This is a genomic window from Pseudomonas sp. GL_090 (assembly GCF_057837765.1).
This window is the reverse complement of the sequence record NZ_CM174452.1, coordinates 897,609-909,984: the sequence shown is the minus strand read 5'-3', so window position 1 is coordinate 909,984 and position 12,376 is coordinate 897,609. Positions and strand designations below refer to the sequence as shown.

Genomic DNA, 12,376 nt, shown 5'->3' with positions numbered 1-12,376 from the left:
TTTGCCTGCAATAGAGTGACTAGGTCTGGCTGTCGCCTTCTTCCTCATCGGAGTCCGGCTCGTCGGTGGTCGAGTCATCGTCGTTGTCAGCACCACCCTGCCCCTGATCTCCTGGTTCCGATTCTGACTTGGCGATCATCAACCCCGCATAACCCGCCTGCCCGCTCGAAGCCTGCTCCCCATGATCGATACACTCGGCCCACGCCATCGAAGTTCCGAGCGAAAACATCACCATCACCTTCAACAGCAGTAAAACGCGAAACAATCTGTTCATAGCCGATTCCTTCCTTTCGTTGAGTGCCTGTCTGGCGCTGAGTCAAATCTAGTTCCGATCAGCCGGGTTCTCCAGATTTGACGTTGTGGCGCGAAGGAAAATGTGGCGGGTTTGTAGACTGGTTTTGAATAAGGGTTATTCCCAAACTCACTAAGTGGCTGTCTCGCTCTTCAGCGAGGATTTGATGACTGGACGCAGACAGGGACGTGTCGCCTGGCATATGAGCGGCATAGAACACATCGCCAACACCGCACTTGCGATCCAGACACTATGTCCTCCAAAGTGACCGTATAGCTGGCCGCCAAGTGTCGGCGAAAGAAACGCACTCATCCCCCAACACATAGAGAAAAGGCCGAAATAGAGCCCACTTCTACCTACTTGTGCACGTTGCATGACCAAGACGTTCAAGGTTGGCATAAACAAAATTTCGCCCACAGTCCAGACAACGGTCGATAGGCAGACAAATAGGATCCCGCTCCCCAACGGCAGAATTCCAAGCCCGAAAGCGAGCAAAAAGGCACCTGCCAACAGTTGCCGCCGCGCCCCCCATGACTCACTACAATGGGATAACGGAATTTGCAGCAAAACCACGAGCAATGCATTGAGCGCAAATTGCCATCCGACACCCTCAGCTCCCAGTCGATAGTAATCGAGCAAATAGTTGCCCAACATGCTGTAGACCGGTTCGAAGGCAAGGCCGAGCAAACCTGAAGCCGCCAGTAACCAAAGGAACGGTCTGTCCTGGAATGGGGACCCAGCGTCCAATGCCGCAGCAGAGACCTCATCCGACATCAGAACATCTCGACGAATCGTCGACCGAACAAACCAGACCAAGGCCAATAACGTCATAGCAGCGCTGACAAAAAACACCCACCGAAAATCAGCCTGTGCCAGAACGCCACCCATTACCCCGGCTATAGCCATACCCAGATTGATGGCAACTCGACTCAATGATTGTGCACGAGCACGCCGCTCAACATGGCAATACTCCAGGATCAAACGCTGATGAAGCGTACGAATTGCACCATCGAGAACACCACTGAACAGCAGCAACCCAGCCAGCCAAGGCACATCGGTGACCAGGCCCAATAGAAGCAAAATACACACGGAGGCAAACAGCAACAATGCAGTAAGCCGCGCCGTGGAGAAATGATCACTCAGCACGCCACCGCCCATTGACCCAATCAGTAATCCTGCACCGTAACCGGACAACAACCATCCAACCGTTTCAAACGGCAACCCCAGTGCCTGACGCAGGTACAACGCCATGAACAACTTGGCCATGGCGCTCAACCGATTGATGAAAATCAACACAGCGAGCACCCAGGCCATAGAGCAGAAGTAGCCGTCCAGCCGAATCAGGTGAGCGAGTCGGCTAACCATGCCACTGATCCAGGTTGCGGCTCACTTGACTGTAAATACCTTTTGAAGCGTAAGGAATGTCTGAACGAATTTCGTGATCCGCATCGAAAAAATACTGCGCCTGTAGCCGGCCATCAGCATCTAGCCCTATTAGAGGGTTGTTAATCAGAAACTTTCGTACCGAGGCACAAAGCGTCGGCATTCGAATCAAGATCCTCCACTGTCCGAAGGCGTTTTCTGGAATAACAGCTTGAGCCCCGAAGCGCTTTTTGTATTGGAATGTTCCTTTGCTTAAAAATGGTTCACAACCTTGAAAGTCGACCCAGTCGATGGATGCTTGATTGGAGGCCCATTCCAGGATCGAGTGATAAACAAAATTCTGCGCACCGTTTGCACGATAAACTACACTTCCGTCCTTCATCCCAATCAAACGTGCATTCAAGGTACGCGTCGGCCAGTCAATATGAGAAATACTTCCCGCTACCCACTCAGCATGCATCTGAATTCGAAATAACACGCCTCGTTTGAACAAATTCAAAAAAGCATCCTGCTCTTCCACACTTCGAGCAAAATCACCGTAACGAGCATTCATCGTCGGAACATGCATGGTGCGGTAAAAGGAGTAAAAATCTTCATCTTCAATTGACACATCGTACTGAAAGCCTCGTTTGACCGATTGAGCTCGGCGCTTGTTTTCACGATGAGATAGTTGCCCCAGCACGTGCTCCAAACCAGCAGAAACATTGACTTTTTGATGAATCCTACTGAGGCCGACAACATCACCTGGCTGTTGGCATTGCTGGATAATGTCCGATGAAGTCATCAACAAACTCATGTCGGTTTTATTTCGCTTTATAAAATCATCAAGTTGCTCCCATTCCAAAGCCCCTTCTTGGTCTATACACGATTGTTCGAAAAAGCATTGAGCTACAAAAGGGGCGATATACTGCAGTCCTTCATTCACCCCGAGATACGTAAGACGAGCCGGAGTTCCGGCTCGGGAGCGCCCACTGTAAATACGAAAGTGGCAGACTGTTTTCTGGCTCATTCGAAAATCAGCCCTCATCGTTATTTCGGTTACGAAGGGTCTCTATCATCTCATCAGCACTTGTAATGAATGACAGCCCATCAAACGGCACAACCTCATAGTCCCCAAGACAATAAGTGCCTGATGCATGAATGGTGTAACCGTCCACGCCCTCCAATAGCTGTCGATCAATCGCATTCAAGCAACCGGTCATCGCCATCACCAATGACCACTCCTTCAGGTCGCGGGGGTCGCTGGGCAATCTCACAGAGGTGTTGCCGAGCAGCTGAACGCACTCACTGTAGCGTTGCATACACTCATACAGCGAAACGACAATTCCAGAGCCTCCATTGACCCGGACATGTTCTGTCATTTCCACAGCGGTGGACGGTAAATGCGTGTAAAAAGTAGATTCGAGAGTCTCGTCGGGACTCCAAGTCGTAGCAGGAAAATGCGCAGACGCCGATTGCACCCACAGACCGTCGTCTGCCTGCGTATAGAGTGGAGTAGAAGCACCCTCGAAATTTCCATCGAGCAAATGCAAAACCATGTCACTGGTAGCCAAGTGTTGAACCAATAGAAACGAAGGTGTGGAAACCTGTTTTCTTAGACGTTTCAATACGTCCACGCCAGAGCAATATCCCAGAAGTCCATATGCGCTCGACACTGCATGCACGTGTACTGTTTTGCGATCGGTATCCCAAGCATCGCCATACTCGAAATCAAAAAAAGCTCGGGCTTGGTCAGAGAATCGATAGTTTTCCAGTCGCAGGGAATGCCACAGCTTCGAATCACCCAATGGTTCGTTATTGAAGAGCTCTTTGAACTGCTGCCCAATAGCCTTCACAGCCTCCGGCGAGTCTGTATCAAGGATAAATATCGGATTCAGAGCACGCAACCGAGGGTCATCGTAGAGCTCAGTTCTACGCAGCTTCCCGATCGTTTGCATAGGTGTCAGCGTGACAATACGTAATTGCTCGGGATGAACAAGTTTGGCTTTCAACGCACGTAAAACCGCATCACGCAATGCAATAGCCTTGTTGCCGGAAGAAGGGGAAAACAACAGAATGCTTTCGCCAGTTTCCTGAATATGTCGAATGGCGCGTGCAACAATCAGCGTGGAAGCAAAGGTCTTCGTTGTTTGAGTGTTTGCGTTTTGCCGCAGGTCGAACAGCCGTAGCGGCACACCTCGATAGCGACCCAATTCAAAAAACTGCGCAGTGGCAGCGGAAAGAAAGGCCTGCATACGGGAGTCCAGTGCAGGTAACCTCATTGAAGGCTCGAAAGCGCCGTCGCTGCTGCTGACTTCGAAATCGGAAGAACTGTTGACGATAAGATCGTAATAACGCTCGAGAACAGAAACCGGGGACTTAGGTCGTTGTGTCGCCGTTGCACTTGAGTTGGTTTTCACATCCATTTGTCTTGCTCCTACACGTGGAAAATCGCTAATTGCGAAATGTCCAGTGAACGCTAGACCTCAACAAGTTCTGTATCGCGGGAAAAAGCCTAGATCAGTTAAAACCAGAGTAGAGCTACAAAAATCGGAAAAAAGCCCTACAGAAATATCTGACATCCTGATCGACTCGAACCAAATCAAAGATCAAAAAACTATTGCTTCCACAGTGGGCTTCCTGCTGGCTTCAACTCAATGCCTGATAATGCTCACGCGCTGCACGGAATTCACGTCCGGCCAGCGTACTTCCCTAAGTGCCAAGTTGACCTGCACTTCCAGACCAAATTGCCGCACCAGGAAAATTTTTCCAGATGTATGATGCAGATTCACCATGAGATTTTTAGAATACTCCTCGCGCAGTTTAAAGAAGATATCGGTGTAGGCTAATCCCGTAGTGGAGCGAGAGCACGTTTCCTGACTCGTAAAACTCAGATAAGGCTACCGACGTGGACCTATCGAAAACACTGCTGCAACTCGAACAACGACTCCTGTCACAGGCAACCCGAAGTGATGCCGAAGAAATATCAAGCCTGCTCGCGGACGACTTCATTGAATTCGGCGCCAGCGGCAGCATCTGGAGCAAGGCCGAAGTTGTCGAGCAGTTGCCGCATCAGCCCTTCACTGAACGCACGATCAGCCAGTTCTCTGTTAAACCACTGTCGGAACATTCCGCATTGGTAACCTACCACTGTCACAACGCATCCATCGGCCAGCGATCATCCACCAACAGCCTGCGAAGTACGATTTGGCAAAAGCAAGACGAACAATGGCGGATGGTTTTTCATCAGGGAACGTTCGTAAACCCGCTGTGAATCGAACTCTCGTTGTGGACACCCCACAAATAAAAAAAAGCCCCGAAGCTTTCGCAACGGGGCTTTTGATTTTGCAGATCAACGCTTAGTGATGCTCACGGGTCGCACGGAATTTCACGTCCGGCCAGCGCTCTTCCATCAGCGCCAGGTTGACCCGCGTCGGCGCGAGGTAGGTCAGGTGACCGCCGCCGTCCAGTGCCAGGTTTTCCACGGCCTTGTTGGAGAATTCCTCAAGCTTCTTCTTGTCGCTGCATTCGATCCAGCGCGCCGAGTAAACAGTGATCGGCTCGTAGGAGCACTCGACCTTGTATTCCTCCTTCAAACGGCTGGCGACCACATCGAACTGCAGCACACCGACGGCGCCGAGGATAATGTCGTTGCTGCGTTCCGGGAAGAACACCTGGGTCGCGCCTTCTTCGGCCAGCTGTTGCAGGCCCTGGCGCAGTTGCTTGGATTTCAGCGGATCTTTCAGGCGTACTCGGCGGAACAATTCCGGAGCGAAGTGCGGGATGCCGGTGAAACCCAGGACTTCGCCTTCGCTGAAGGTGTCGCCGATCTGGATGGTGCCGTGGTTGTGCAGGCCAATGATGTCGCCGGCAAACGCCTCTTCAAGCTGCTCACGCTCGGAGGAGAAGAAGGTCAGCGCGTCGCCGATCCGCACGTCCTTGCCGGTGCGCACGTGGCGCATCTTCATGCCTTTTTCGTACTTGCCGGAGCAGATACGCATGAAGGCGATGCGGTCGCGGTGTTTCGGGTCCATGTTCGCCTGGATCTTGAAGATGAAGCCCGAGAACTTCTCTTCCACCGGCTCCACGGTACGCTCGTTGGCCACGCGTGCCAGTGGGCGGGGGGCCCAATCAACCACGGCGTCGAGGACGTGGTCAACACCGAAGTTGCCCAGTGCCGTACCGAAGAATACCGGGGTCAGTTGGCCGTCGAGGAACTCCTGCTGATTGAACTCGTGGCAGGCGCCCTGCACCAGTTCCAGCTGTTCGATGAAACGCTCGTACTCGTCACCCAAATGGGCGCGGGCTTCATCGGAGTCGAGCTTCTCGATGATTTTCACATCGGTGCGCTCATGGCCGTGACCGGCGGTGTACACGATGATGTAGTCATCGGCGAGGTGATACACGCCCTTGAAGTCGCGGTAGCAACCAATCGGCCAGGTGATCGGCGCCGCCTTGATCTTGAGGACGGCCTCGATTTCGTCGAGCAGTTCGATCGGGTCGCGGATGTCACGGTCGAGTTTGTTGATGAAGCTGACGATCGGCGTGTCACGCAGACGGCAGACGTCCATCAGGGCGATGGTCCGTGGCTCTACACCTTTACCGCCGTCGAGCACCATCAACGCCGAGTCCACCGCCGTCAGGGTGCGGTAGGTGTCTTCGGAGAAGTCTTCGTGGCCCGGGGTGTCGAGCAGGTTGATCATGTGTTCGCGATACGGGAACTGCATGACCGACGTGGTAATGGAAATACCACGCTGTTTTTCCATTTCCATCCAGTCGGAGGTGGCATGGCGATCGGACTTACGAGATTTCACCGTACCGGCTACCGCAATCGCCTTGCCCATCAGCAAGAGCTTCTCGGTGATGGTGGTCTTACCGGCATCGGGGTGGGAAATAATGGCGAAAGTGCGGCGTTTCGCGACTTCGGCGGCCTGTTTGGTCATGGGAAATCGCCTGGCAGGTGATTCAAAAAAGGGCGCAGATTATAGCCCAAGTTGATCCAAGAACCGAACCGTTGAGCATATTAGGGGTGGCCAAATGCTGCTTCAGATGGGAACCTTTTAAAGCAAGGAGACGTCCACTCCCCCGTTACGACCACTCGTCGGGGGCCTGAAACACCTGCAATTCGGCCTGACGAGGCTGTGCTCATGGCTCGATAGCCGTGCGCTTACCCTCTGTAGGAGCGAGCTCGCTCGCGAAAAACGTCCAGACAACGCGTACATTCAAGTACCCAGCGTTATCGTTGACGCCCATCGCGAGCAAGCTCGCTCCTACAGTGGAACGCGCTCGGCTTGAGCTGCTTCTCGCGATCATTTTTTCGGCAGCCAGGAATGGCGTTGCCACACGAAAAAGTGTTCGCCGACTGAAAAAAGGAGTCCGCCTGTGGCTATCCACTATGGCAAAGGGCTGATAGGAGGCGCGCTGGTAATCGCCCTTCTGGCCCTGCTGATCCAATGGATCGGCATCAACACGATCGAACTTTACCGCGACGATTTGTTGTTTTACCTGCAAGCTCATCTGGTTCTCGTCCTCGCTTCCATGCTGGCCGCCCTTGTCGTGGGCATTCCTGCCGGCATCTTCCTCAGCCGCCCGTCCATGGTCGGCCGCGCCGAACGCTTCATGCAGTTCTTCAACATCGGCAACACCGTTCCGCCCCTGGCCGTCCTGGCCATTGCCCTGGGCATCCTCGGCATCGGCAGCGGTCCTGCCATCTTCGCCCTGTTCCTCGCCTCGCTACTGCCCATCGTGCGCAACACCTATGAAGGCCTGAAAAACGTTCAGGGTTCGCTCAAGGAAGCCGCCGTCGGCATCGGCATGACCCCGCTCCAGGTGCTGTGGAAAGTCGAATTGCCCAACGCGGTGCCGATCATCATCGGTGGTGTGCGCGTGGCATTGGCGATCAATGTCGGGACGGCGCCGCTGGCGTTCCTGATCGGCGCCAACAGTCTCGGCAGCCTGATTTTCCCTGGCATCGCCCTGAACAATCAGCCGCAATTGCTGCTCGGCGCGGCCTGCACCGCCCTGCTGGCCTTATTGCTCGACGGCCTGGTGACACTCGCCAGCCGCCTCTGGCTCGAACGCGGCTTGCGCCCGTCTTAAGCCTCGGCAAAGGAATCGTCATGAAAACATCAAGCTTTTTACTAGGCTGCGTCCTGCTGTTCGCAGGATTTGCCCATGCCGCCGACAAACCCTTGATACGCATCGGCGCTCGGGTGTTCACCGAACAAACCCTGCTGGCGGAAATCACTTCGCAGTACCTGCGCACCAAGGGTTACGAGGTGCAAGTGACCGGCGGCCTGGGCAGCAATCTGGCCCGCAGCGCCCACGAAAGTGGCCAGTTGGACATGCTCTGGGAATACACCGGCGTTTCGCTGGTGGCCTACAACCATGTGACTGAAAAACTCGACAGCGAACAGTCCTACGCCCGAGTAAAAGAACTCGACGCGAAAAAAGGCCTGGTCTGGCTCACCCCGTCGAAATTCAGTAACACCTACGCCCTCGCCCTGCCGAAGAACGTCGCCGACCAATACCCGCAAATCAACACCATCAGTGAGCTGAACAGGGTGCTGCGCAAGGAAGCCGAGACCAACAACCTGGTGGCGCTGGATACCGAGTTCGCCAACCGTTCGGACGGTCTGGATGGCATGGTCAAGCTCTACGACATGAACCTGACCCGCAAGAACATCCGGCAGATGGACGCCGGCCTGGTCTATACCGCGCTGCGTAACGGGCAGGTGTTTGCCGGCCTGGTCTACACCACCGACGGTCGCCTCAACGCCTTCAAGCTGAAGCTGCTGGAAGACGACAAGCATTACTTCCCGGACTACACCGCCGCGCCGGTGGTGCGTCAGGCCTACCTCGACGCGCATCCGCAATTGGCCGCTCAACTCAAGCCGCTGGCTGAACTGTTCGACGACAACACCATGCGCGAACTCAACGCGCGGGTCGACGTCGAGCACCAAAGTCCTTCAGCCGTTGCCGCCGATTTTCTGCGCCAGCACCCGATCAATTAAGGAGGAAAAGTCATGGAATTCCTGAACGCCTTTTCCCATCTCGACTGGCCATTGGTCTTACACCTGACGTGGCAACACATCACCCTGGTCGGCATTGCCGTGACCCTGGCGATTCTGGTCGGCGTGCCATTGGGCATTTTGATGACGCGCTTCCCGAGTCTCGCCGGCCCCTTGCAAGCCAGCGCCACGGTGCTGCTGACCGTGCCGTCGATTGCCTTGTTCGGCCTGCTGCTGCCGTTCTACTCCAAGTTCGGCCAGGGCCTGGGGCCGATGCCGGCGATTACCGCGGTGTTCCTGTACTCACTGCTGCCGATCATGCGCAACACCTACCTGGCCCTGACCAATGTCGAGCCGGGCATCCGCGAAGCCGCCCGCGGCATCGGCATGACCTTCGGCCAGCGCCTGCGCATGGTCGAACTGCCCATCGCCGTGCCGGTGATCCTCGCTGGTGTGCGCACCGCCGTGGTGATGAACATCGGCGTCATGACCATCGCCGCCACCATCGGCGCCGGCGGCCTGGGCGTACTCATCCTCGCTTCCATCAGCCGCAGTGACATGTCGATGCTGATTGTCGGTGCCGTACTGGTCAGCGTGCTGGCGATCATCGCCGACCTGATCCTGCAAATGCTGCAACGCTCGCTGACTCCAAAAGGACTCCTGAAATGATCGAACTTCAAAACCTCAGCAAGACCTTCCAAAGCAACGGCAAAGATGTGAAAGCCGTGGACTCGGTAAGCCTGACCGTCAATGAAGGCGAAATCTGCGTGTTCCTCGGGCCATCGGGTTGCGGCAAAAGCACCACGCTGAAAATGATCAACCGTCTGATCAAACCGACCTCGGGCAAGATCCTGATCAATGGCGAAGACACCACCGGCCTCGACGAAGTGACGCTGCGCCGCAACATCGGCTACGTGATCCAGCAGATCGGCCTGTTTCCGAACATGACCATCGAGGAGAACATCGTCGTGGTGCCGAAACTGCTCGGCTGGGACAAGCAGAAATGCCACGACCGCGCCCGCGAGTTGATGAGCATGATCAAGCTTGAACCCAAGCAATACCTGAATCGTTATCCACGGGAATTGTCCGGTGGCCAACAACAGCGGATCGGCGTCATTCGCGCACTGGCCGCCGATGCGCCGCTGTTGCTGATGGACGAACCCTTCGGTGCGGTCGACCCGATCAACCGCGAGATGATCCAGAACGAATTCTTCGACATGCAGCGGGCGCTGAACAAGACCGTGATCATGGTCAGCCACGACATCGACGAGGCGATCAAGCTCGGCGACAAGATCGCGATCTTCCGCGCCGGCAAGCTGCTGCAGATCGATCACCCGGACACTCTGCTCGCGCACCCGGCGGATGAATTTGTCAGCAACTTCGTCGGCCAGGACAGCACACTCAAGCGTCTGCTGTTGGTGAAAGCCGAAGATGCAGCGGACAACGCACCCTCCGTCAGCCCGCATACCCCGGTGACCGAAGCGCTGGAGTTGATGGACGAGCATGACCGACGCTATGTCGTGGTCACTTGTGCCGAGAATAAAGCCCTGGGTTACGTACGACGTCGCGACCTGCACCGTCAGACCGGCACCTGCGCGCAGTACCAACGCGACTTCAATGCCACGGCGGCGTACGACGAACATTTGCGCATCCTGCTGTCACGCATGTACGAGTTCAATCGGGCGTGGTTGCCGGTAATGGATGCCGAGCGGGTGTTCCTTGGCGAGGTCACGCAGGAGTCGATTGCGGCGTATCTGAGCTCTGGTCGGTCGCGCGGGATGAAGACAAATATCGTCTCGCCGGCCGAGGCGGTGGTCGCCTGATCACCCAAATCGCCCGGTAAAAAACGCAAAACCTGTAGGAGTGAACCTGCTCGCGATAGCGCAATATCAGTCAACGACGATGTTGGCAGTGAAAATGCCATCGCGAGCAGGCTCGCCCCTACAAGGTTTGTGCAATTTTTGGGTAATCGGCATACCGGAAAAAAATATCAACAGTGGCGTCTGTAAAAACCATCCGTAAACACGCTCTGAAATAGTCAAATCCCCTCTCAGCCCACCTTTTCGCAGACAACGTCGCCGATGTTGACGCCATCGTAGTTACTAGCGACTTGGCGTACAAAAGCGTCGAACGTGCAGGTATTTTTAACACCTCCGAATTCCTCGGGAACATCCGACTGTCATCTGTGTCGGTTACAAAGAGTAATGCTCGTAACGCGCGTCAGAAGAGTGCAAAAACGCGACATTTTTTGTTGATCTCAAGCCCCTCACGCCCTAAAGTTCGCGCCGAACGTCCATGCTGGAAACGATCCATCCGGCTCAAGTACTGACGACGAGACAGCAAGGCCAAGGGAAAGCTGCACTTCCCATGGCCTTTTTGCTTTCGGCGACATGCCTTGGGAAGTAGGCGAACCAAAGTGGGGATACGGAGGACGTTCATTTGCACCCATTGTTTTTACTCGTTTGCCATTAGGAGCTCCCAGGTATGTCGATCCAGGTCGAAGACTATTTCGCGCGCGAAACCTTTCAGAAAATGAAGGCGTTCGCCGACAAACAGGAAACCCCGTTCGTGGTGATCGACACCGCGATGATCAGCCAGGCCTATGACGACCTGCGCGCCGGTTTCGAATTCGCCAAGGTCTACTACGCGGTCAAGGCCAACCCGGCCGTCGAGATCATCGACCTGCTCAAAGAGAAAGGCTCGAGCTTCGACATCGCCTCTATCTATGAGCTGGACAAAGTGCTGGATCGCGGCGTCAGCGCCGACCACATCAGCTACGGCAACACCATCAAGAAGTCCAAGGACATCCGCTACTTCTACGAGAAGGGCGTGCGCCTGTTCGCCACCGACTCCGAAGCCGACCTGCGCAACATCGCCAAGGTCGCCCCGGGTGCAAAAGTTTATGTGCGCATCCTGACCGAAGGCTCGACCACCGCCGACTGGCCACTGTCGCGCAAATTCGGCTGCCAGACCGACATGGCCATGGACCTGCTGATCCTCGCCCGCGACCTGGGCCTGGTGCCTTACGGCATCTCGTTCCACGTCGGCTCGCAACAGCGCGACATCAGCGTCTGGGACGCGGCGATCGCCAAGGTCAAAGTGATCTTCGAGCGCCTGAAGGAAGAAGACGGCATTCACCTGAAGCTGATCAACATGGGCGGCGGCTTCCCGGCCAACTACATCACCCGCACCAACAGCCTGGAAACCTACGCCGAGGAAATCATCCGCTTCCTGAAGGAAGACTTCGGTGATGACCTGCCGGAAATCATCCTCGAGCCAGGCCGCTCGCTGATCGCCAACGCCGGCATCCTGGTCAGCGAAGTGGTACTGGTCGCACGTAAATCCCGTACCGCGGTAGAGCGTTGGGTGTACACGGATGTGGGCAAATTCTCCGGTCTGATCGAAACCATGGACGAAGCCATCAAGTTCCCGATCTGGACCGAGAAAAAGGGCGAGATGGAAGAAGTGGTCATCGCCGGTCCTACCTGCGACAGCGCCGACATCATGTACGAAAACTACAAGTACGGCCTGCCGCTGAACCTGGCCATCGGTGATCGCCTGTACTGGCTGTCGACCGGTGCGTATACCACCAGCTACAGCGCCGTCGAGTTCAATGGCTTCCCGCCGCTGAAGTCGTTCTACGTGTAAAGACTGCCTAAAAAACAAAAAACCCATGACATGTCATGGGTTTTTTTGTTTATGCAAATCCCTG

11 protein-coding genes are annotated in these 12,376 nt (G+C 55.2%); 6 read left to right on the top strand and 5 right to left on the bottom strand.

The window, feature by feature from the left end; translation table 11 throughout:
- Positions 1-19: 19 nt before the first annotated feature.
- From AC3ITA_RS03945 to AC3ITA_RS03930, 4 genes are all read right to left on the bottom strand, one after another.
- Positions 20-274, bottom strand: coding sequence for a hypothetical protein (locus AC3ITA_RS03945; protein WP_095942376.1), 255 nt, complete (start codon positions 272-274; stop codon positions 20-22).
- 150 nt (positions 275-424) lie between these two features.
- Entirely contained in the window at positions 425-1,657 is a 1,233-nt protein-coding gene (locus AC3ITA_RS03940; protein WP_489279525.1) for an MFS transporter, read from the bottom strand.
- The gene (locus tag AC3ITA_RS03935) at positions 1,650-2,684 is read right to left on the bottom strand and encodes a hypothetical protein (RefSeq protein ID WP_489279524.1); all 1,035 of its coding nucleotides are present in this window, start codon (positions 2,682-2,684) and stop codon (positions 1,650-1,652) included. The genes AC3ITA_RS03940 and AC3ITA_RS03935 overlap by 8 nt, the downstream gene beginning before the upstream one ends.
- Positions 2,685-2,691: 7 nt before the next feature.
- Positions 2,692-4,080, bottom strand: a complete 1,389-nt coding sequence (locus tag AC3ITA_RS03930; protein WP_489279522.1) for a DUF6002 family protein — start codon at positions 4,078-4,080, stop codon at positions 2,692-2,694.
- Between the two features lie 482 nt (positions 4,081-4,562).
- Here AC3ITA_RS03930 and AC3ITA_RS03925 point away from each other — a divergent pair, with 482 nt between their 5' ends.
- Positions 4,563-4,928 (top strand): nuclear transport factor 2 family protein, encoded by a 366-nt coding sequence (locus AC3ITA_RS03925; protein WP_489279521.1) that lies wholly within the window; start codon positions 4,563-4,565, stop codon positions 4,926-4,928.
- Between the two features lie 85 nt (positions 4,929-5,013).
- Here the strand turns inward: AC3ITA_RS03925 and AC3ITA_RS03920 are convergent, their stop codons facing one another.
- Positions 5,014-6,597, bottom strand: coding sequence for a peptide chain release factor 3 (locus AC3ITA_RS03920; protein ID WP_095942377.1), 1,584 nt, complete (start codon positions 6,595-6,597; stop codon positions 5,014-5,016).
- Between the two features lie 439 nt (positions 6,598-7,036).
- On the opposite strand from AC3ITA_RS03920, the gene AC3ITA_RS03915 reads away from it, so the two are divergent.
- The 5 genes from AC3ITA_RS03915 to AC3ITA_RS03895 all read left to right on the top strand — a co-directional run bounded on the left by AC3ITA_RS03915 (position 7,037) and on the right by AC3ITA_RS03895 (position 12,312).
- Entirely contained in the window at positions 7,037-7,753 is a 717-nt protein-coding gene (locus AC3ITA_RS03915; protein ID WP_095942378.1) for an ABC transporter permease, read from the top strand.
- Positions 7,754-7,773: 20 nt separating this feature from the next.
- Positions 7,774-8,667: a glycine betaine ABC transporter substrate-binding protein gene (locus AC3ITA_RS03910; RefSeq protein ID WP_414929775.1), complete on the top strand. Its 894-nt coding sequence runs from the start codon at positions 7,774-7,776 to the stop codon at positions 8,665-8,667.
- A gap of 12 nt (positions 8,668-8,679) precedes the next feature.
- Positions 8,680-9,333, top strand: a complete 654-nt coding sequence (locus tag AC3ITA_RS03905; protein WP_095942380.1) for an ABC transporter permease — start codon at positions 8,680-8,682, stop codon at positions 9,331-9,333.
- Positions 9,330-10,487, top strand: coding sequence for an osmoprotectant ABC transporter ATP-binding protein OsmV (locus AC3ITA_RS03900; protein ID WP_414929776.1), 1,158 nt, complete (start codon positions 9,330-9,332; stop codon positions 10,485-10,487). Before AC3ITA_RS03905 ends, AC3ITA_RS03900 begins: the two co-directional genes overlap by 4 nt.
- Positions 10,488-11,148: 661 nt before the next feature.
- Positions 11,149-12,312: a type III PLP-dependent enzyme gene (locus AC3ITA_RS03895; RefSeq protein ID WP_489279518.1), complete on the top strand. Its 1,164-nt coding sequence runs from the start codon at positions 11,149-11,151 to the stop codon at positions 12,310-12,312.
- Positions 12,313-12,376: the final 64 nt, after the last annotated feature.

What these genes read in the sequence shown, in the direction of transcription:
- AC3ITA_RS03945 (WP_095942376.1), bottom strand. Translation starts at nt 274, where the DNA reads ATGAACAGATTGTTTCGCGTTTTACTGCTGTTGAAGGTGATGGTGATG.
- AC3ITA_RS03940 (WP_489279525.1), bottom strand. Translation starts at nt 1,657, where the DNA reads ATGGTTAGCCGACTCGCTCACCTGATTCGGCTGGACGGCTACTTCTGC.
- AC3ITA_RS03935 (WP_489279524.1), bottom strand. Translation starts at nt 2,684, where the DNA reads ATGAGCCAGAAAACAGTCTGCCACTTTCGTATTTACAGTGGGCGCTCC.
- AC3ITA_RS03930 (WP_489279522.1), bottom strand. Translation starts at nt 4,080, where the DNA reads ATGGATGTGAAAACCAACTCAAGTGCAACGGCGACACAACGACCTAAG.
- AC3ITA_RS03920 (WP_095942377.1), bottom strand. Translation starts at nt 6,597, where the DNA reads ATGACCAAACAGGCCGCCGAAGTCGCGAAACGCCGCACTTTCGCCATT.
- AC3ITA_RS03910 (WP_414929775.1), top strand. Translation starts at nt 7,774, where the DNA reads ATGAAAACATCAAGCTTTTTACTAGGCTGCGTCCTGCTGTTCGCAGGA.
- AC3ITA_RS03905 (WP_095942380.1), top strand. Translation starts at nt 8,680, where the DNA reads ATGGAATTCCTGAACGCCTTTTCCCATCTCGACTGGCCATTGGTCTTA.
- AC3ITA_RS03900 (WP_414929776.1), top strand. Translation starts at nt 9,330, where the DNA reads ATGATCGAACTTCAAAACCTCAGCAAGACCTTCCAAAGCAACGGCAAA.
- AC3ITA_RS03895 (WP_489279518.1), top strand. Translation starts at nt 11,149, where the DNA reads ATGTCGATCCAGGTCGAAGACTATTTCGCGCGCGAAACCTTTCAGAAA.